Annotated in this window: 15 protein-coding genes; 6 read left to right on the forward strand and 9 right to left on the reverse strand. The window is 60.0% G+C overall.

The annotated features are described in order from the left end of the window. Window positions 1–83 precede the first annotated feature (83 nt). Together ACK6BI_RS03850 and ACK6BI_RS03855 are read left to right on the forward strand one after the other, a co-directional pair. Window positions 84–3,179, forward strand: a complete 3,096-nt coding sequence (locus ACK6BI_RS03850) for a membrane-targeted effector domain-containing toxin (protein WP_409316065.1) — start codon at window positions 84–86, stop codon at window positions 3,177–3,179. 347 nt (window positions 3,180–3,526) lie between these two features. Beyond that, entirely contained in the window at window positions 3,527–5,599 is a 2,073-nt protein-coding gene (locus tag ACK6BI_RS03855) for a TerD family protein (RefSeq protein ID WP_409316066.1), read from the forward strand. Between the two features lie 130 nt (window positions 5,600–5,729). Here the strand turns inward: ACK6BI_RS03855 and guaA are convergent, their stop codons facing one another. From guaA to ACK6BI_RS03875, 4 genes are all read right to left on the reverse strand, one after another. Next, on the reverse strand, window positions 5,730–7,307 hold the full coding sequence (gene guaA, locus ACK6BI_RS03860; protein WP_065260477.1) for a glutamine-hydrolyzing GMP synthase: 1,578 nt from the start codon (window positions 7,305–7,307) through the stop codon (window positions 5,730–5,732). A 99-nt stretch (window positions 7,308–7,406) separates the two neighbouring features. Continuing rightward, window positions 7,407–8,876, reverse strand: coding sequence for an IMP dehydrogenase (gene guaB, locus ACK6BI_RS03865; protein WP_409316067.1), 1,470 nt, complete (start codon window positions 8,874–8,876; stop codon window positions 7,407–7,409). Window positions 8,877–8,991: 115 nt separating this feature from the next. Continuing rightward, window positions 8,992–9,540 (reverse strand): sugar ABC transporter ATPase, encoded by a 549-nt coding sequence (locus tag ACK6BI_RS03870; RefSeq protein ID WP_409316068.1) that lies wholly within the window; start codon window positions 9,538–9,540, stop codon window positions 8,992–8,994. 73 nt (window positions 9,541–9,613) lie between these two features. Continuing rightward, window positions 9,614–10,381 (reverse strand): sulfite exporter TauE/SafE family protein, encoded by a 768-nt coding sequence (locus tag ACK6BI_RS03875; protein ID WP_409316069.1) that lies wholly within the window; start codon window positions 10,379–10,381, stop codon window positions 9,614–9,616. Between the two features lie 101 nt (window positions 10,382–10,482). Between ACK6BI_RS03875 and ACK6BI_RS03880 the strand changes: the two genes are divergently transcribed. From ACK6BI_RS03880 to leuA, 4 genes are all read left to right on the forward strand, one after another. Next, window positions 10,483–11,370 (forward strand): LysR family transcriptional regulator, encoded by an 888-nt coding sequence (locus tag ACK6BI_RS03880; RefSeq protein ID WP_409316070.1) that lies wholly within the window; start codon window positions 10,483–10,485, stop codon window positions 11,368–11,370. Between the two features lie 10 nt (window positions 11,371–11,380). After that, complete coding sequence (xseA, locus tag ACK6BI_RS03885; protein WP_409316071.1) at window positions 11,381–12,760, forward strand: exodeoxyribonuclease VII large subunit; 1,380 nt, start codon at window positions 11,381–11,383, stop codon at window positions 12,758–12,760. A 3-nt stretch (window positions 12,761–12,763) separates the two neighbouring features. Then, window positions 12,764–13,585, forward strand: coding sequence for a peptidoglycan DD-metalloendopeptidase family protein (locus tag ACK6BI_RS03890; protein ID WP_409316072.1), 822 nt, complete (start codon window positions 12,764–12,766; stop codon window positions 13,583–13,585). A 343-nt stretch (window positions 13,586–13,928) separates the two neighbouring features. Then, complete coding sequence (gene leuA, locus ACK6BI_RS03895; RefSeq protein WP_409316073.1) at window positions 13,929–15,608, forward strand: 2-isopropylmalate synthase; 1,680 nt, start codon at window positions 13,929–13,931, stop codon at window positions 15,606–15,608. A gap of 179 nt (window positions 15,609–15,787) precedes the next feature. Here the strand turns inward: leuA and ACK6BI_RS03900 are convergent, their stop codons facing one another. The 5 genes from ACK6BI_RS03900 to ACK6BI_RS03920 form a co-directional block, all read right to left on the reverse strand. Continuing rightward, complete coding sequence (locus ACK6BI_RS03900; protein WP_409316074.1) at window positions 15,788–16,579, reverse strand: amidohydrolase; 792 nt, start codon at window positions 16,577–16,579, stop codon at window positions 15,788–15,790. Then, window positions 16,567–17,715, reverse strand: a complete 1,149-nt coding sequence (locus tag ACK6BI_RS03905; protein WP_409316075.1) for a pyridoxal phosphate-dependent aminotransferase — start codon at window positions 17,713–17,715, stop codon at window positions 16,567–16,569. The genes ACK6BI_RS03900 and ACK6BI_RS03905 overlap by 13 nt, the downstream gene beginning before the upstream one ends. A gap of 118 nt (window positions 17,716–17,833) precedes the next feature. Further along, on the reverse strand, window positions 17,834–19,306 hold the full coding sequence (gene der / locus ACK6BI_RS03910; protein WP_409316076.1) for a ribosome biogenesis GTPase Der: 1,473 nt from the start codon (window positions 19,304–19,306) through the stop codon (window positions 17,834–17,836). Window positions 19,307–19,441: 135 nt separating this feature from the next. Next, a complete protein-coding gene (gene bamB, locus ACK6BI_RS03915) occupies window positions 19,442–20,593 on the reverse strand; it encodes an outer membrane protein assembly factor BamB (protein ID WP_065257693.1) in 1,152 nt (383 codons plus the stop codon). Continuing rightward, window positions 20,586–21,227 (reverse strand): tetratricopeptide repeat protein, encoded by a 642-nt coding sequence (locus ACK6BI_RS03920; RefSeq protein ID WP_065257692.1) that lies wholly within the window; start codon window positions 21,225–21,227, stop codon window positions 20,586–20,588. The genes bamB and ACK6BI_RS03920 overlap by 8 nt, the downstream gene beginning before the upstream one ends. Between the last annotated feature and the right edge of the window lie 2 nt (window positions 21,228–21,229).

Raw genomic sequence — 21,229 nt, forward strand, 5'->3', positions numbered from 1 at the left:
GGGCGTCGGGTAGTCATTGATTACCACACCGCCCATTGGACGATGGCTCATTCTCCTGTGCTCTCACTCAAGGATCAGAGCATATGAGTCCGACAGAAAACCGACCACTGCCCAATTCAGCCGACAAGGCTGCCCTGGAGACCATGGCCACTGAGGTGGTGAATACCTGTCCCAGCCTGAATGATTCGGCCCGCCGGGTCGCCACTGAAATACTCCACAAGCATGGTGTAATCGGCCTCGACCCCGATCACGTCTACTATCACCGGTTCAAGGCTGCTCAAAGCCTGTCGGTGTCCTTCACCGGATGGCAGCATTACCATGAGAAACCCTACGAAAGCCTGACACTCACGCAGTTGGTGATTCACCGGTTTCGCGTCACCGACCAGGACAATGCCGACCTGCTGGATCTGTACGGGGGCTTCTATACCGCAGGACCGGATGCCGAAAACTTCGATGCCACCAATGAAGTACGACTGCATGGCAATGAGGTGCTGAATGACTTCTGGAATATCAATTTCAGCGAACGTTATCGCAACGAACTGCAAACATTCTGGGACCGTTACGCCAGCCAGTTTCGCAGCCTGGCAAAATCCAACTTTCTCTCCAAAGCCATCGAAGCCAGGGAACACGGGCACCTGAGCGATGAGGATTTTCGGACGACGATCAATGCGATCGTCGGGCCGTTGACCTGGCCCATCGACCTGCACACCCTGCAGAGCGAATCCGAAATCGGACAGGACATTCGCGTGTACGCCCTGGAAATCGACGGGCACATTGCCACGGACATCCTGCGTTTCGTGACCCCGAGCGGGCGGCAAATCGTTTACATACCTGGCGACAGCGAAGCGTTTCATGTGTTGGACACACCCACCGACCTGCATTGGTGGGCATTGCAGCAGCTGAACGAAAAAGCGCCTCGCGAACTGTTCCTCCAGCATTTCTCGCTGGCTGATCGACAATCGATGGCCGAGAACATCAGCGGCCTGATGAATCGGCTGGTCAGTACCTGGGGGCATTCCGATCATTCTCTGGTCAATCAAACCAGCCATGCGGTCACGACGGATATTTTCAGTTGGTTACGCGAATCCGTTCGCCACGCGATGTTCGCCGAAGCCGATCTGGCCTTGACCTCCAATGGCGCTCTGCGCAAGAAACTCTGGATCGGCTACCTGAGCGTTGGCCTGAAGGTGTTCGGGCCGATGGCCGTCGTGGGCTGGCCGGTGGCATTGCCGGTGATTGGCGCCAGCTTCGCCGATATGGGACTGAACATTGACAAGGCGGTCAATGGCAAGACTTCCGAGGAGCGCAAGGAAGGCATTTTGGGAGCCATCCTCAGCGGTATCGACGCGCTGTTCAACATTCCGTTTCTGATGGTCTCTACTGCACTGCCAGAGCTTGATGTGCCTTCCGAGGCCGCCGAGACAGACGGACTGGCAGAAACCGCGGCCCCGGCAGAGGTCGAATCAGAGGAACCGAACGAGATTCTGCCTGTTGCGCAGGAGTTGCCCCCGGCGATCTCCGAAACCGTGCAGGTCCGAGAGATCCCGCCACACTTTCAGTCCAACGAAATACTGGACGCGATGGATCCGGTTTCCGAGCCCGGCAAATATCAGGGAATCTACAGACTGAACACCGACCCGCCCTTCGCCATCCTGATGAATGACACAGCCTATTACGTGCGCTACTTCAGCGAGTCCCGGGGTGGTGGATTCTGGGCGATCATCGATCCGGCAAAACCCAATCAACTGATCCACGCAATACCCGTGCGATTGAACAGTGAAGGCATCTGGGAGCGCATGACCCGATTGGGCCTGAAGGGGGGTGGTCAGTGCCTGGGCAGACAATGCGCTGTAGATGTGGCACTTGAGCCTGAGACACGCACGCCATCGCCCCAAGAGCAGGAACACCCCGTCACGCCACCTGAACCGTCCCCCCCTTTGCCGGCCGAACCTCAGCCCTCGACATCGAACGCCATTCGCCTGATCAGAACACCTTACGCAGTAGACCCGCAACGTGAGCTCGAACTGCGGCGATGGGCCCTGAATCTTCGTGAAACCCACATTCAACTGCGAGTGGGGCCCGACGGCAGCCTGGTCGCTCCGGATCGTTATGCACTCTATTTCGCCGAGAAGTCCCGCGCCCTTCAGCTCTCCGCCAGACGCTTCTACAAGAATCTACCCTGGGAGAACCTGCCGCCGCGTCCGCAGATTCCTGCGCTCAGCTCATCAACTAGTTTCACGGACTTCACAGCCCAGGCTCTCGAGCAAGCGCGCGGGCTGGTCATCGGCGAAACGCCGGGCCGTATCACCAGCATGCGACTGATGATTGAAAACATGCCCGCCCTGGCACGCCAGGGCGTCAGAACGCTATATGTGCGCCGACTGCTCAGCGACTTTGCCCAGGCCGACCTCAATGCCTACTTCAGATCCGGTGTCATGTCCGATGACCTGCAGCAATATCTGAGTCGACTCGGCACGGATCCGGCCGAACAGTTTGATGAACTGGCGCTGGTGAAAAGCGCCAGGCAAAACGGTATTCGAATTCAGGCCACCGATTGTGCGGCAACCTACAAAAAGCCTGTTTCACTCACGCTGCCCGAGGAGCAGATCATCACCAATCACCTGACAGCCGACATCATGTTCCTGGATAAAACCATGAACGATGTCGGCAAATGGGTGGTACTGACAGGGGTGGAAAATACCAATACGTTCAGAGGCGTCGCGGGCATCAGCGAACTGGAAGGCGGTATCGGCCTGCGGATTGAAGAGGTCGACCCCGGCCATGGAGAACGTTTGACAACCGACCCGGGTATCGACATCGAACGGGGTCCCCATTCACAGACGCTCACACAACAAGGGATGCTCGAAACCCTCTACGCCGATGTGCTTCTGCAAATGGAAGCAGCACCGGTCAGCCGCACCGAGCTGCAAATACACCGACTGCTTTATCGCGCAGGCATGTATGTATTCGAGCGTTCACAAGGCGCCTTTCGATTATTTCACCGGAGTGTCAACGGCGAGATTGTACAGACCCCTGTCCAGACGTTCGCCGATGGCCGCTATTACATCGACCGTCCATCCTGGGGTTCGGTACACCGCGTCCCCTTCGAGAGCCTTGAGCAATTGTCCAGCGCACTGAAGCAGCTCGGACTGCAGTTGCAAAGTCGACTTCCTGCTTGATCTGTCCTCCAGGCAGACGAAAAAAAACCCTGGCCGAAGCCAGGGTTTTTGACTGTGTCAATGCATCCTGTATGGAGGGATCATTCCCACTCAATGGTGGCCCATACTCAACATTGTCCTTTATACCGGGTGAAGCAGCTTGTTACCTTTCAAATGCAAAGCAACTGACAAAAAACAAAAACCTTACGTAGAATGCCGGCGTGGCTATGGAACACCTTCCTTCTAAACCCTATGAACTAGGGGTTCCGCTCTCCACACCGCGCCTGCTCCCAGCAGGCGTTTTCATATCCGCTGTAGACACGATGCTGCAGCTCGCTCACGACGACGACCAAAGGAGAAAATCAAGCATGAATCAGGAGCTGTTCCTGCGTCGCCGTAGCAAAGTTCACGTCCCGATGGGCACTGGCGGTGCCACCCGCGCTCAGGTCGCGTCGGCTGTCCGGGAAATCGCAGCGTTCCGGTGCGTACTGTCAGAGCCTCTGATTGAACAAATCGGCCTGTTGTCGGCGACAGAACTCAAGTATTGGTTGTGTGACATTGTTGGAGTTCTTCGGCGCAGGAGTGGCGCTCATGTGCACCACCGACCGTTTTATCCCGACTTTCCAGAGCAGGTTCTGACGGCCTCGGAGGCCGATCTGTACCTGAACGCTGTCCTGCATTACCTCACGCTTCGACGTTTACCAGCGACTGAAGGATCTCGGCCTCCACTGCTTGAAGGCAACTTCATACCTTGGGTTATCGAACCGGGACATCTCCCTGAGTTCGAGTCACTGCTTGAGCCGCTGGTTTCATCACGCACCTCGCTCTCCGAAGAGGAAGCGGCCGATGTCATCTGGTTCATCCGTGAGTACAAAGGTGATGTGTTCCGTCTGCTACCTGAAGCCATCCCGTTCCGGGAGATCCGGGCACAGGTCGGCGGGGCACTGATCCAGCATGTACCCGGTGATGCACGGGTGAACGCATTCCTGGAGCGAAATGTGGAGACGGCAACCGACGTATTACGACTCGCAGTCGCGTTGAAAGGAGGAGACGTGTCACTGGCGACCGCTACGACACGTTTCAAAGCGATGAAGCGTTCGATGCGCCGTCTACTTCTGAGACTGCTCGATCGAATACCCAACGCTATAGAAGACGTGATGCGGCAAGCCGAGCGATGGAAACGCCTGGCTGAAGTACTTCATCCGGGCGATTACGCCGATAAATACCCAAGAGCGCTGGCCGCCATCACCGCAGCACGTCGCAATGAAGCGCCAGCTTCGTTTGGTTCACGGGTCGAAACACTGTTCGCCCAGCGTGATATTGCCGAGCTTGTGCCCTTGCTGCAGAGTCGTCCCGGTGAGTTCGCACGACGGCTGGACGCGACCCTACGGCGCGCGACGGAACCAGAGCCGGTCCTCGATGCGTTCGAGTCTGTTGCGGCACAAGTGTCCTCGCCTGTCCTGCTGCAGTTGCTGGCCCAGTCACGTGCGCCGCGCCCCTTGCCTCTTCGGGCGTTCACACCGAAAGGTTCCTTCGCCAAAGTCTATGGCATCAAGGATGATCGAGAGCCTCTCGCATCCGAGGTGCTGGCTCGTGCAGCCCGAATCTGCGAGGACGCTCTGGTATCGCGTTTTGCGACACTACCGCCATTGGGTCGCTGTTACATCGATCCGGAATTAAGCGAATTCAGGGTACCGTTGGCACAACGCGCGTCTTCGAAATCGCTACGTACACTGGTGCGGGGCAGCCGATTGCCGATGCCTGACACACGTTTCATCCGTCTGTTCCTTTGGTGGAAAAACGGTCGTTCACGCACGGACATCGATTTGTCCGCCGCTTTTTTCGATGCCAACTTCGTGTTCAGAGAAACGGTTGCGTACTACAACCTGAGAGACTACGGCGGCTGCCACAGCGGCGACATCGTCGACGCGCCCGAAGGGGCTTCGGAATTCATCGACCTGGACCTTGAAGTCCTCGTCGAGAAGGGTATCCGTTATGTCGTCACATCCATCAACTCGTACACCCAACAACCGTACTGCGATCTTCCAGAATGCTTCGCTGGCTGGATGGCCCGCACCGATACGGCATCGGGCGAAGTATTCGAACCGCGAACCGTGTTCGATCGTATCGATATCGCATCCGATACACAAATCTGCCTGCCATTCGTGATGGACTTGCAGGAGCAGCGCGTGATCTGGGCCGACCTGGGACTGACCGCAGCTCCTCGGTGGAACAATGTCGGGAACAACCTCAGCGGAATATCGTTGATGCTGCGGGCTTTGGTGCATACACCACGGCCTGATCTGGAGACATTGTTCGATTTGCATGTACGAGCACGAGGCGAACGAGTGGCTTCGCCGCAGCAGGCACAAGCGGTGTTTGCACCTGATCAAGGGATAACGCCGTTCGATACGGATTTGATTCGGTCACAGTTCCTTTAAATACCTGCGCCCGCCTCGCCACTTCCCGCCCCAAAAAAAATGCCAGTCAGATTAACTGACTGGCATTTTCTATAACCCCTTTTGCGCCTCTGCGAATTCAACCTCGAACTCTAGACAGCGCGGCTCGGGATCATTCCCACTCAATCGTCGCCGGTGGCTTGCTCGATACGTCGTAAGTAACGCGGGAGATGCCTTCGATTTCATTGATGATGCGGCCGGACACGGTTTCCAGCAGTTCGTAAGGCAGGTGTGCCCAACGAGCGGTCATGAAGTCGATGGTTTCCACGGCACGCAGGGCAACGACCCAAGCGTAACGACGGCCGTCGCCGACCACGCCAACCGATTTCACCGGCTGGAACACGACGAAGGCCTGGCTGACCTTGTGGTACCAGTCGGCCTTGCGCAGTTCTTCGATGAAGATGTGGTCGGCGCGACGCAGCAGGTCGGCGTATTCCTTCTTCACTTCACCGAGGATCCGCACTCCCAGGCCCGGGCCCGGGAACGGGTGACGGTAGACCATGTCGTACGGCAGGCCCAGTTCCAGGCCCAGACGGCGGACTTCGTCCTTGAACAGTTCGCGCAATGGCTCGACCAGTTTCAGGTTCATCTCTTCCGGCAGGCCGCCCACGTTGTGGTGCGACTTGATGACGTGGGCCTTGCCGCTCTTGGCGCCGGCCGACTCGATCACGTCCGGGTAGATGGTGCCCTGGGCGAGGTACTTGATGTTGTTCAGCTTGCAGGACTCGGCATCGAACACGTCGATGAAGGTGCGGCCGATGATCTTGCGCTTCTTCTCAGGGTCGGCTTCGCCGGCCAGGTTGTTCAGGAACTGGTCCTCAGCGTTGGCGCGGATCACCTTGACGCCCATGTTCTCGGCGAACATGGCCATCACCTGGTCGCCTTCATGCAGACGCAGCAGGCCGTTGTCGACGAAGACGCAGGTCAGTTGATCGCCAATAGCCTTGTGCAACAGTGCCGCAACTACCGAGGAGTCCACACCGCCGGACAGCCCCAGCAACACGTTGTCGGTACCGACCTGGGCGCGGATGTTGGCAATCGCGTCTTCGGCGATCTTCGACGGAGTCCACAGGGCTTCACAGCCGCAGATGTCGAGGACGAAGCGCGACAGGATGCGACCGCCCTGCTTGGTGTGCGTCACTTCCGGGTGGAACTGCACGCCGTAGTAAGCGCGTTCGTCATTGAACATGCCGGCAATCGGGCAGCTCGGGGTGCTGGCCAGGATATGGAAATCACCCGGCATTTTGGTGACCTTGTCACCGTGGCTCATCCACACATCAAGGCCGAACAGGCCGTCGGCGTCGATGTGGTCTTCGATGCCGTCGAGCAGGCGGCTCTTGCCGACCACGTCAACACGGGCATAACCGAACTCACGCAGCTCGGAGCCTTCAACCTTGCCACCCAGTTGCTCGGCCATGGTCTGCATGCCGTAGCAGATACCGAAGACCGGTACGCCCAGATCGAACACCGCTTGCGGGCAGCGCGGGCTGTTGGCTTCGTGCACGGACTCGGGACCGCCGGCGAGGATCACGCCTTTTGGAGCGAATTCGCGGATCGCATCCTCGTCCATGTCGAACGGGTGCAGTTCGCAGTACACACCGATCTCGCGCACGCGGCGGGCGATCAGTTGGGTGTATTGCGAACCGAAGTCGAGGATCAGGATGCGGTGAGCGTGAATGTCGAGGGCCATGATTCAGTCTCGTCTAAGTAATTCAGAAACAGTCTTGATTCAGAAACAACTCGGGGCTGAATAAAACAGCCCCGGTCATTTAGCGTTTTGCTTGAAGCCTCAACCTACGCGGTAGTTTGGCGCTTCCTTGGTGATCTGCACGTCATGGACGTGGGATTCGGCCATGCCGGCGCCGGTGATCCGCACAAACTCGGGTTTGGTGCGCATCTCTTCGATGTTGGCGCTGCCGGTATAGCCCATCGAGGAACGCAGACCGCCCATCAACTGGTGAATGATCGCGCTCAGGCTGCCCTTGTAAGCAACACGGCCCTCGATCCCTTCCGGAACCAGCTTCTCGGCACCGGCCGAGGAGTCCTGGAAGTAACGGTCGGAGGAGCCTTGAGCCTGAGACATGGCGCCCAGCGAACCCATGCCGCGGTAAGCCTTGTAGGAACGCCCCTGGAACAGTTCGATCTCGCCCGGCGCCTCTTCGGTACCGGCGAACATCGAACCCATCATCACGCAGGACGCACCGGCCACGATGGCCTTGGACAGGTCACCGGAGAAACGGATGCCGCCGTCTGCGATCAATGGAACACCGGTGCCTTCAAGGGCAGCGGCAACGTTGGCGATGGCACTGATTTGCGGAACGCCGACACCGGCGACGATACGAGTGGTGCAGATCGAGCCCGGGCCGATACCGACCTTGACGGCATCGGCGCCGGCTTCGGCCAGAGCCTTGGCGGCTGCGCCGGTGGCGATGTTGCCGCCGATCACCTGCACTTCAGGGAAATTCTCCTTGACCCAGCGAACGCGGTCGATCACACCCTTGGAGTGACCGTGAGCGGTGTCGACCACCACCACGTCCACGCCGGCATTGACCAGGGCGGCAACGCGGTCACCGGTGTCTTTGCCGGTACCGACTGCAGCGCCGACACGCAGACGACCCTGGTCGTCCTTGCTGGCCAGCGGGTAGGCCTTGGACTTTTCGATGTCCTTGACGGTCATCATGCCCTTGAGGGCGAACTTGTCATCGACGATCAGGACTTTTTCCAGACGGTGCTTGTGCAGCAGCTCGCGGACTTCGTTCTTGTCGGCGCCTTCGCGGACAGTGACCAGACGCTCTTTCGGCGTCATCACTTCACGGACGGTGGCATCCAGACGGGTTTCGAAACGCACGTCACGGGAGGTGACGATGCCGACCAGGTCGCCATCGTGCAGCACCGGAACGCCGGAAATGTTGTGCATGCGGGTCAGTTCGAACAGATCACGTACCGTGGCGTCAGCCTCGATGGTGATCGGGTCCTTGACCACACCGGCTTCGAACTTCTTGACCTTGCGAACTTCGGCAGCTTGCTGCTCGATGGTCATGTTCTTGTGGATAATGCCGATGCCACCTTCCTGAGCCATGGCAATTGCCAGACGGGCTTCGGTGACGGTGTCCATGGCGGCAGAAACCAGAGGAATGTTCAGCTCGATGCCACGGGTAAGGCGGGTCTTCAGACTGACTTCGTTAGGAAGCACCTCGGAATAACCGGGCACTAGGAGAATGTCGTCGAATGTCAGAGCTTCTTGGCTGATACGCAGCATCGCGGGGGCTCCCGGGCGGGAAAATGGAAGCGCGCCATTATAGTCAGACACCCCCTCGGGTTCAATGCAAAACTTGTCTTATATCAATGTTGCTGATGTACGGAAAAAGCGCCCCCTAAAGCTCCACCTTGACCCAGCTCACCGGTTGATCCAGCCAGTCGGCGAATTCGTCGATAAAACTCTGCTTGAACCCCGCTTCCAGCCAGTTGTTGAAGATGAAACCGAGGTTGGAAAACCCGCACTCCTGCAAATACAGAAAGCCGTTTATGTCATCTTCATGCCCGCATTCCGGGCACGTGAAGTTGTCGGTGCGCCCCGGCATCCAGTCTTCAAGGCTTTCGAACAGCGCTTCACCGATTTCCTGACGGCACTCGGCGCAACCGGCCTCTTCGAGAAAGCCCTTGGCCGGGGTATAGATGCACCGCTTGGTAATGACCTCAAGGCCATTGATCGGCTCACCGAACGGCAGCGCCTCCGGATGCAGCACCACCGCGCGGGCGCCATCGGCGATGGCGTAGGCCATGCGATTGCCGGTGCGTCCGCAGGTGCTCAACTCTTCCTTGACGATGTTCTTGCGCACCAGCCAGCGCAGAATCGCCCGGGCCCGGGGCTCGTGCACCGGCAGGCTGGAGATTTTCGGGACGATGATGCTTTGGGAGTTCATGGTGCAAGCCTGCTGCGTCAAAGGATGTTCTGCGACGAACGCGGCCGGCAGCTTAATCCCTGAGGCAATCCGGTCAAGTGCTTAAATAGCGGCCGATCAGCGCCAGGCCGCTCGCCAGCACCAGCCACGTCACCAGACGCACAAAGGCCTCGCGGGACAATCGCATCGTCAGCCGCCGTCCAATCCACAAACCCAGTGCCATGGCCGGCAACAGGCACAGCGCAAGCATCAACAAGGGTAGCTCGGCATACACCCCGGCGACAGCGAACAGGCTCAACCGCACCACCGTGCTGCAACTGATCAGCGCACTTTGCGTGGCTCGTGCCGAATCCTTGGACAATCGGCTGTTGAGGTAGATCGCATAAAGAAAGCCGCCACTGCCGAACAATGCGCCGAACAGTCCGCCCACCGTGCCCATGGGCAACGCCCACCCGGCAGACAAGCGCGTCGGCCGCGCCTTTATCCACAAGCTGTAAACCGCGTAGACACTGATGAACAGCCCCATCAGCAACAACAGCAGATCGGATTTGAGGTTGAGCAAGAAAATCACCCCAAGCGTGCACCCCACTGCCATGCACGGCAGCAACCGCAGCAACTCCGGCTTCGCCACATCACGCCGCGACGGCAGCAGATTGCCGAACGCCGCGATGAAATCCAGCAGCACCAACAACGGCACGATCTTCGACAGTGGCAGGAACAGGATCAGGATCGGGCCCGCCACCAGGGCCGTACCGAAACCGGCAATGCCGAACACGATATAAGCCAGCGCGACACCCAGCCCGACAACCGCCCAACCTCCGAAGCCCCACGACCATTCGCTCAACAACCCCGCCACACTCATTCGCCTGCTTCCTTTAATAAGCCAGCCATGACTTTAGCCAGCGCCGAGGGATGCGACTAATATCATCAAAACCGCAAAGCCATCTCGAAAAGGCATCCCTCGTGCTTTCAACCCGTCAATTGCGTTACTTCGTGGAAATCGCCGAAAACGGTAGCTTCAGCGCTGCTGCCGAACGACTGTTCATCGCTCAATCGGCGTTGAGCAGGCAAATCAAGGACATGGAGCACCGCCTGCAAACGCCGCTGTTCGAACGCACCGCCCGCCAGCCCCGCCTCACCGCTGCCGGCGAAGCGTTTTTGCCACGAGCCAGAAGCCTGCTCAACGAATTGAACAAGGCCAGCACCCTGGCCACGGAAATCGGTCATGGCCTGCGCGGCACCTTGCGCCTGTCCCATTCCAGTACCGTACCGATCAGTGGCAGGCTACTGCGCGACATGAGCGCCTATCTGGAACAGCAGCCCGGTGTCTCGCTGGATATCGGCACGCTCTCCTCCGAGGCACAACTTGAAGAGCTGGCCGAGGGTCGGCTCGACATTGGATTGTTGCGCCTGCCGGTGTTGCGCCAGCGCGAGCGTGTTCAGGTTGTACCGCTCTACACCGAGCGCTTGCTGCTTGCAGTCCCGCCAGACCATCGACTGGCGCAAGAGGATTCGGTTGCACTGGCGCAATTGAAGGACGAAGCGTTCATTTCCATTCCGCATCCGCAGCGCGGCGGATTGAGTTACTTGTGCGCGGACCTGTGCATGCGTCACGGGTTCTTCCCTCAGGCAGCGCGGGTGATGTCGCGCAAAACCACGCAGCTGCAGTTGATCCAGGCCGGATTCGGCATCGCTCTGCTGCCGGAATCGATGCAGGACATCACTGCGCCCGGCGTGCGATTTGTGCCGCTGACGGGGGATTGTCAGAGTACTGTCGCCCTCGCCTTTCGGCAAAATCCCACGCCACTGGTGCAACACTTCCTCCAGACATTCACCGGCGAAAGCCTTTAAACTGCGCCCCATGATTAAAGATCCCTTTGCAAGACTCGGCCTGGACCGCGAGATCCTGACCGTCAGCCAGCTCAACGGCCGTGCGCGGGTGTTGCTCGAAGACGTGTTCAGCAACATCTGGGTCGAAGGTGAAATCTCCAACCTCGCCCGTCCGGCGTCCGGCCACGTGTACTTCACACTCAAGGACAGCGGTGCGCAGGTACGTTGCGCGCTGTTCCGGCAGAACGCCGTGCGCGTGCGTCAGGCACTGCAGGACGGCTTGGCGGTCAAGGTGCGGGGCAAGGTTTCGCTGTTCGAAGGCCGTGGCGACTACCAGCTGATCCTCGACACCGTGGAGCCGGCCGGCGACGGCGCCCTGCGTCTGGCGTTCGATGCACTGAAGGAAAAGCTCAGCGCCGAAGGCCTGTTCAGTGCCGAGCGCAAGGTGCCGCTGCCGTCCCATCCTCAGCACATCGGCATCATCAGTTCGCCGACCGGCGCGGTGATCCGCGACATCATCAGCGTGTTCCGTCGCCGGGCACCGCAGGTCAGACTCACGCTGATCCCGACGGCCGTTCAGGGTCGGGAAGCCACGGCGCAGATCGTCCGCGCCCTGAAACTCGCGGATGCCCGGGGCTTCGACGCACTGATCCTGGCCCGTGGCGGCGGTTCGCTGGAGGACCTGTGGTGCTTCAACGAAGAAGCCGTGGCCCGGGCGGTGGATGCCTGCGTCACGCCGATCGTCAGCGCAGTCGGCCATGAAACCGATGTGTCGATCAGCGATTTCGTGGCGGACGTGCGTGCGCCGACACCGTCCGCGGCCGCCGAACTGCTTGCTCCGGACTCCAGCCATCTGGTCCGTCAGGTCGAAAGCCTGCATCGTCGACTGGTGATGCGCATGCGTGACCGTTTGATGCGTGATCGTCTGCGGCTTGAAGGCATGACCCGCCGCCTGCGCCATCCCGGTGAACGACTGCGTCAGCAGGCACAGCGCCTGGATGATCTGGACATGCGCCTGCGCCGGGCGTTCGAACGCCAGCTCAATACCCGCCGCGAACGCCTGATCCGCCTGGAAACCCGCCTCGCCGGACAGCATCCCGGACGGCAATTGGCCCTGTTGCGCCAGCGCCTCGACAGCCTTGCCGAACGCCTGCCCCGCGCCATGCGCGAAGGCCTGAAAAACCGCCGCCTGCTATTGCACAGCCAGATGCAGACGCTGCATGTGGTCAGCCCGCTGGCCACCCTCGGCCGTGGCTACAGCATTCTGCTCGACGAGCGTGGCAACGCGATTCGCAGCGCGGCACAAACCCAAACCGGGCAGCGCCTGAAGGCCAGACTGGGCGAAGGCGAACTGCAAGTACGCGTCGAGGACAATCACCTGACGCCCGTCACCCTTTCTTTACTGGACTGATCCATGCCGCGCTTTCTCGCTCCGCTGTTATTGCTGTGCCTGACCTTCAACGCCCACGCCGACAGCTACATCACCCGGCTGCTGAACAAGCCGGTGCCGGGCGGCGTGGCGGTCGTCGATCTGGGCACCGCCGCGCAGGCGCCGAAAGCCACGTATCAGGGCAAGCCGGTATTGGTGGTCAAGGAGCAGAACAACTGGCTGGCGGTTGTCGGCGTTCCGTTGACCGTCAAACCCGGCGTTCAGCAAATCAGCAGCGGCGGCCGAAACCTGAACTTCACCGTCGGCAACAAAAAGTATCCGGAACAGCACATCACGCTGAAGAATACGCAACAGGTCAATCCGAACCCGGCCAACCTCAAGCGCATCGAAGGCGAGCTGGCCGAGCAGATCAAGGCCTATCGCAGTTTCAGCCCGAACACGCCGAGCAACCTGCTGCTGGACAAACCGGTCAACGGACCGCTGTCGAGCAAGTTTGGCGTGCGCCGCTTCTTCAACGGCGAAGAGCGCAATCCCCATGCGGGCCTGGACTTCGCAGTGCCAGCGGGCACACCGATCAAGACCCCGGCGGCGGGCAAGGTGATCCTGATCGGCAACTACTTCTTCAATGGCAACACCGTGTTCGTCGACCACGGCCAGGGTTTCATCAGCATGTTCTGCCACATGTCGAAGATCGATGTGCAGAACGGCCAGCAGCTGGCTCGCGGCGCGGTGGTTGGCAAGGTCGGCGCCACTGGCCGGGCCACCGGGCCACACATGCACTGGAACGTCAGCCTGAACGATGCGCGAGTCGATCCGGCGATTTTCATTGGTGCGTTCCAGCCCTGATTCCAGGCTGAACACCCGTCAACGAGGATTGCGCATGAGGAATGGCATGCGCAATTCCCGTAAACAATAACCGCCATTACAAGAATAAAATCTCGGGAAAACCCGCTTTTAGGGTATTCCTCTCAATTTTTTTCGACTGCTTGCCATCCTCATTCCCCGCGGTTAGGGTTGAATGCATGAAAACCTCTCACACCCTTATTCAGCTTCGCCAGCACCGCAGTCTGTGCCTCGTCAGCGCACGACTGCCGGGCTGAATCGCTGCGCCTCGTCCCACGCTTTTCCAAGAACGTTCGTTCCACCGGCAGGCCGCCTCTTTTCGGCCCAGACAATAAGGAATTTCCCGATGAGCATGCTCAAAGACCCGTCTTCGAAATACCGCCCATTTCCTGTGATCAATCTGCCTGATCGTACCTGGCCATCAAAAACCATCGATGCCGCGCCGATCTGGTGCAGTTCCGACCTGCGTGACGGCAACCAGTCGCTGATCGAGCCAATGGATTCGGTGAAAAAGCTGCGTTTCTGGAAAACCCTGGTGCAGGTGGGCGTGAAGGAAATCGAGGCGTCGTTCCCTGCCGCGTCGCAGACGGACTTCGACTTCGTGCGCACGCTGATCGAAGACGGCCACATCCCGGACGACACCACCATCCAGGTGCTGACCCAGGGCCGTGAAGACCTGATCGAGCGCACCTTCGAATCCCTGCGCGGGGCAAAGAAAGCCATCGTTCACCTGTACAACGCCACCTCGCCGTCTTTCCGCCGCATCGTGTTCAATCAGGACAAGGACGGGATCAAGGCCATCGCGGTGAACGCTGCCAAGCTGTTCGTCAAATACGCAGCCATGCAGCCGGACACCGAGTGGACCTTCGAGTACTCGCCGGAAACCTTCAGCGCCACCGAGCTGGAATTCGCCAAGGAAGTCTGTGATGCCGTGATCGAGGTCTGGAATCCGACGCCCGAGCACAAGATCATCCTCAACCTGCCGGCCACCGTTGAATGCGCGACCCCGAATGTCTACGCCGACCAGATCGAGTGGTTCCACCGCAACATCAACCGTCGTGACAGCGTGATCATCAGCCTGCATACCCACAACGACCGCGGCACCGGCGTGGCCGCCACCGAGCTGGGCCTGATGGCCGGCGCCGACCGCGTCGAAGGCTGCCTGTTCGGTAACGGCGAGCGTACCGGCAACGTCGATCTCGTCACCGTGGCACTGAACATGTACACCCAGGGCCTCGACCCACAGCTGGACTTCTCCGACATCGACGGCGTGCGCAAGGTCGTCGAAGAGTGCAACCAGATCCAGGTTCACCCGCGTCATCCGTACGTCGGCGACCTGGTGCACACCGCGTTCTCCGGCTCCCACCAGGACGCGATCCGCAAGGGCTTCGCTCAGCAGAAATCCGATGCACTGTGGGAAGTACCGTATCTGCCGATCGACCCGGCCGACATCGGCCGCAGCTACGAGGCGGTGATCCGTGTCAATAGCCAGTCGGGCAAGGGCGGCATCGCCTACCTGCTGGAGCAGGAATACGGCATCAGCCTGCCACGTCGCATGCAGATCGAGTTCAGCCAGGTCGTACAGCGCGAAACCGATCGTCTGGGCCTGGAAATGACCGCCCAACAGATTCACTCGCTGCTGCACACCGAGTACCTGCAAGCCAACACCCCGTATGCGCTGGTCAGCCACCGCCTGCAGGAAGAAAACGGTCACAGCGCCGTCGAAGTGGAAGTGGCGAGCAAGGGCCAGGGCGAAACCAACCTGCACTGGCGCGGCAAGGGCAACGGTGCGCTGGAAGCACTGGTGGCCGGCCTGCCGATTCCGGTGGAGATCATGGACTACAACGAACACGCCATCGGCGCGGGCACCAACGCCAAGGCGGCGGCATACATCGAACTGCGTGTGAACGGCGAACGTGCGGTACACGGCGTGGGTATCGATGAGAACATCACCACCGCCAGCTTCAAGGCACTGTTCAGCGCGCTGAACCGCTCGCTGAGCCAGCCGGAAGCGAAAGCGGCTTAAGCCTTCGCCAACATGAAAAAGGCCCCGAGTGCGAACTCCGGGGCCTTTTTCATGCCTGCTGGCTTTTGCGGCGTTCGATATGGCCCCTTCGCGAGCAGGCTCGCTCCCACAGGGGATCGCATTCCGGGTGTGGGAGCGAGCCAGCTCGCGAAAGCAGCCTGCTCGTCACCGCGTCAATATCAAGTGAACTCGAAGGTGTCCGCATCCAGATTCGCCGGAAAGCGCTCGCGGTATGCCGCCAGTGGTGCCGCTTCCACTACTACTTTGAATACCCCGTCAGCCTCTCCCGCCGTCAGCAAGCTCTCGCCCTGGAAATCCAGCACCTGACTGTCACCGGTGTAAGCAAACCCTTTGCCGTCGGTGCCGATGCGATTCACGGCCGCCACGTAGCACAGGTTTTCAATCGCCCGCGCCGGCAACAGACGGTTCCAGTGCAGACGCCGTGCCCCCGGCCAGTTGGCGGTATACAGCAGCAGATCGGTGTCTTGCGCATCACGGCTCCACACCGGGAAGCGCAAGTCGTAGCAAATCAGCGGCCGAATGCGCCAGCCCTTGAGTTCGAACTGCACCTGACGCTCGCCAGGGGTGTAGTGATTGTGCTCACCGGCCATACGGAACAGATGGCGCTTGTCGTAATGCCACACTTCACCGTCGGGGCGCGCCCAGAGCAAGCGATTTCGATGGCTGCCGTCAGCCGCCTGAATGATCACGCTGCCGGTGATCACCGCATTGAGTTTCGCTGCCTGAGCCTTCATCCATTTGCTGGTCGGACCGTTTTCGGTTTCGGCCAGGGTTTCGGACTCCATGGAAAAGCCGGTGGTGAACATTTCCGGCAGGATAATCAAATCGGCGCCCCGGGCCTGCTCCAACAAGACGTCGAAGTGCTCGAGGTTAGCCTGGCGATCATGCCAGGCCAGGCTGGTCTGGATCAGCGCCAGGTTGAGATCGGGCAAAGCACTCAGATCACGCATAGTTTTGCCGCTGCTTCCCGCAGCGTCTCCTCGCGTTTGGCGAAGCACAGGCGCACCAGGCGCTGGCCTTCGGGTGGATTGCGGTAGAACACCGACACCGGGATACTCGCCACACCATGTTCGCGTGTCATCCACATCGCCATCTCGACATCGTTCAGGTCGGGACGAATCTGCGAGTAGTCGACCAGCTGGAAATAGGTGCCGGTGACCCGGGTGAAGCTGAATCGCGACGGCGCCAGCAGATCACAGAACAGATCGCGCTTGGCCTGATAGAAACCGGGCAACTCCTCGACGTGTTCCGGATGCTCGGCCATGTAATCGGCCAGCGCATATTGCAGCGGTGTCACGCCGCAGAAACTGACGTATTGGTGCACCTTGCGCAGCTCGGCGGTCAGCGCTGGCGGCGCCACCACGTAGCCGGTTTTCCAGCCGGTGACGTGATAGGTCTTGCCGAACGAGCTGACCACGAACGCACGCTGATACAGCTCTTCATGGGCCAGCACGCTCACATGCGGAACGCCGTCGTACACCAGGTGTTCGTAGACTTCGTCGCTGATCACATAGATGTCGCGATCGCGGATCAGCGCCGCCAATTGGTCCAGCTCTGCGCGACTGATCAAGGCGCCGCTGGGGTTGTGCGGGGTGTTGAGGATGATCATCCGCGTGCGCGGGCTCAGCGCTGCACTGAGCTTGTCGAAGTCGATGGAGAAATCATCCAGCCCCAGCTGCACATGCACGCAGCGCCCGCCGGCCAGCTCTACCGAAGGCTCGTAGCTGTCGTAGGCTGGATCGAACACGATGACTTCATCGCCACTGTGGATAACCGCCTGAATCGCACAGAAGATTGCCTGGGTCGCGCCGGGGGTGACGGTCACCTCATGATCGGCATCGACATGGACGCCGTAGCTGCGGGCGATCTTCGCTGCAATCTGTTGACGCAGGGCCGGCAGGCCGGTCATCGGTGAATACTGGTTATGGCCGCTGGCGATGTGCCGACCGACCGCGTCGCGCAACGACTGCGGGCCGTCGAAATCGGGAAAACCCTGGGACAGGTTGATGGCTCCGGTCTGCGCCGCGAGCTGGGACATCTGAGTGAAAATCGTGATGCCGACATTCGGCAACTTGCTGGTAATCATCGGGGGTTCCCTGCTCTGCCCCGGCTCTGACGACGGCGCGGGAGAGCCCGAGAATAGCCCATCCGGCGTCCATAAAAAAAGGGCGCCAGACGGCGCCCTTCTCTCTTGATGACCTGAATCAGCGCTTGTCGCGACGCTTCTTCTCAGCCTTCTTGTGGTGCGACATCAAGCGACGCTTCTTGTTGACCTGGCGGTCGGTGAGCGTGTTCTTGTTGCCTTCGTACGGGTTCTCGCCGCCCTTGAACTCGATACGGATCGGCGTACCGACCAGCTTGAGCACACGGCGGTAAGTGTTTTCCAGATAGCGCACGTACGAATTCGGCACTTTCTCGATCTGGTTGCCATGGATCACGATCAGCGGCGGGTTGGCACCACCGAGGTGGGCATAACGCAACTTGATCCGGCGGCCGTTGACCATCGGTGGCTGGTGCTCGCTGACCGCATCTTCGAGGATCTGGGTCAGACGGCTGGTCGGCCAGCGGGTGACCGCCGACTTGAACGAGTTCTGCACCGACGCGTAGAGGTTGCCCACGCCGGTACCGTGCAGCGCCGAAATGAAGTGGATGTCGGCGAAGTCGACGAAGAACAGCCGGCGTTCCAGTTCGGTCTTCACATAGTCACGCTCGCCCGGGGTCATGCCGTCCCACTTGTTCAGCGCGATGACCATTGCACGACCCGCTTCGAGCGCGAAGCCCAGCAGGTTGAGGTCGTGATCGACCACACCTTCGCGGGCGTCCATGACGAAGATCACCACGTTGGCGTCCTTGATCGCCTGCAGGGTTTTGACCACGGAGAATTTTTCGACTTCTTCGTGGATCTTGCCGCGCTTGCGCACACCCGCAGTGTCGATCAGCGTGTACTTCTCGTCGTTACGCTCGAACGGGATGTAGATGCTGTCGCGGGTGGTACCAGGCTGGTCGTAGACGATCACCCGCTCTTCACCCAGCATGCGGTTGACCAGCGTCGACTTGCCGACGTTCGGCCGGCCGATGATGGCGATCTTGATGCCGTCCTTTTCGCTCGGGCCCGGAATGCGCTTGGCTTCCTCGCCTTCGGCGACCTCTTCCTGCTCTTCGCCTTCCTGCGGCTCTTCTGCATCCTTCGGGAACTCGCTCAAGGCGGTTTCCAGCAGATTGCTGATGCCGCGACCATGAGCGCCGGCAATCGGGATTGCATCGCCCATGCCCATCGGCGCGAATTCGGCGCGGGCCATTTCCGGATCGATATTGTCGACCTTGTTGGCGACCACGTAGGAACGCTTGTTACGCTTGCGCAGGTGTTCGCCGATCATCTGGTCGGCGGCGGTGAAACCGGCCTTGGCATCTACCAGGAACAGAACGACATCCGCTTCTTCAATGGCCAGCAGCGACTGCTCGGCCATTTTTTCGTCCATACCATGCTCGTCACCGGAGATACCGCCGGTGTCGATCAGAATGTAGGAACGCCCTTGCCACTTGGCCTCACCGTACTGGCGATCACGGGTCAGACCGGACAGGTCGCCGACGATGGCGTCACGGGTCCTGGTCAGGCGGTTGAACAAGGTGGACTTGCCGACGTTCGGTCGGCCCACCAGGGCGATTACGGGAACCATGCGGCTCTCCACTTCGTTATTTCAGAAAATACAAAAGCCGCTGCGAGGCAGCGGCTGGTGCTCGGGGCAACGCCTGAAAGCGCTGCAAGCCTTGTGAAACAAGGCCGCCTGGGGTGTTAACCCCAAGCATAGTTGTTACTTGATGGTCAGGGCTTCCAGTTTGCCGCTGTTGCCATAGACGTAGATGGTGTCGCCCACTACCAGCGGACGGGCACGCAGTCCGTCGCTGTCGATGCGCTCACGGCCGACGAAACGACCGTCCACCTGACTCAGCAGATGCAGGTAACCTTCCAGGTCACCGACTGCAACGTAGCTGGAGAACACTTCCGGAGCCGACAGTTGACGGCGGGCCAGCGAATCATTGCTCCACAGTGCAGTGGTCGAGCGCTCGTCGACACCTTCAACGGTGCCCGAAGACAGGCTTACGTAGACGTTGCCGAAGCCCTGGGCGATACCGGCATAGCTCGACGCATCGCGCTGCCAGAGTTGACGACCGCTTTCCAGGTCCAGTGCCGCAACGCGACCCTGATAGCTGGCGACGTACAGCGTACCGCCGGACAACAGCAGACCGCCGTCGATGTCGACCACACGCTCCAGTTCCGAACGCCCCTGAGGAATAGCGATCCGTTGTTCCCAGACCGGCACACCGTTGGAGATGTCCAGAGCGACCACTTTACCGGTCGACAGACCAGCCACCGCAAGGCGGTTGGTGGCGAGCGGCGCACTGGTGCCACGCAGGGTCAGTACGGCCGGGGTGCTGTCATACACCCAGCGTTGCTGACCGGAGGAAGCATCCAGACCGATCAGACGATCGTCCTGGGTCTGCACGACCACGATGTCACCGTTGCTGGCAGGAGGCGCCAGCACTTCGCTGGTCACTCGGGCGCGCCATTTCTCTTCACCGTTGAGGGTGTCGAGGGCGATGACATCGCCACGCAATGTGCCGACCAGGACCAGACCGTAACCCACGCCGACAGCGCCGGAGACAGGCAGATCGAGTTCCTTTTTCCACTTCACGTCACCGTTGCTGCGATCCATGGCCATCACGATGCCGGTCACGTCGGCGGCGTAGATGGTGTCACCATCGATTGCCGGTACCAGCATGTTATAGGTTTCACCTTGACCGTCACCGATCGAACGACTCCACACTTTGTGCAGAACCACTTCTTCCTTGAAGGAAGTCAGCTCGGCCGGTGGCAATTCCTTGGTGCTGTTGCTGCTGCAACCCGTGGCCAGAATGGCCAGAGCCAGCAATGCTGCATGCTTCCAACCGATCACGTCACGCATCCCCTTTGGCCAGGTCGTCCAGCTTGATTTGAAGGCCGCCGACTGCCGCTTCATCCGACAGTGCCGCCTTGGCTTTTTGATACGCCGCGTTCGCTTCGTCAGTGCGGCCCAGCTGTACCAGCAGGTCGCCCTTGAGTTCTTCACGAGTGGCCAGGAACGACTTGTCGGCATCGCCTTCAAGCAGTTTCAGGGCCTCGTCAGCCTTGTTCTGTGCCCCCAGCACCTGCGCCAGGCGCTGACGGGCGATTTCACCCAGCGCTGCGTTGGCAGGCTTGGCGACGATGGCCTTCAGTTCGGTGGCGGCATCGTCGAGCTTGCCGCTGTCGACCGCGACCTTGGCCACGAACAGGCTGCCGTACTGCGCATAGGCAGTCCCGCCGAATTCGCTGTTGAGCTTGCCGGCCAGATCCGCGACGCGCGCGGCGTCAGGCTTGCCATCCGGGGTCAGCGTGGTTTCCAGCAATTGCTGATAGAGCACGGAGGCGCCTTGCGCCTGATTGCTCTGATACTTGTGGAAAGCCTGCCAGCCGAACACGATGACCAGCGCCAACAGGCCGCCGGTGACCAGAGGTTTGCCGTTGCGTGCCCACCAGTCCTTCAAATCCGCCAACTGTTCGTCTTCGGTACTCGACACCC

Source organism: Pseudomonas sp. KCJK9016 (assembly GCF_046231795.1).
Lineage (GTDB): Bacteria > Pseudomonadota > Gammaproteobacteria > Pseudomonadales > Pseudomonadaceae > Aquipseudomonas > Aquipseudomonas bananamidigenes.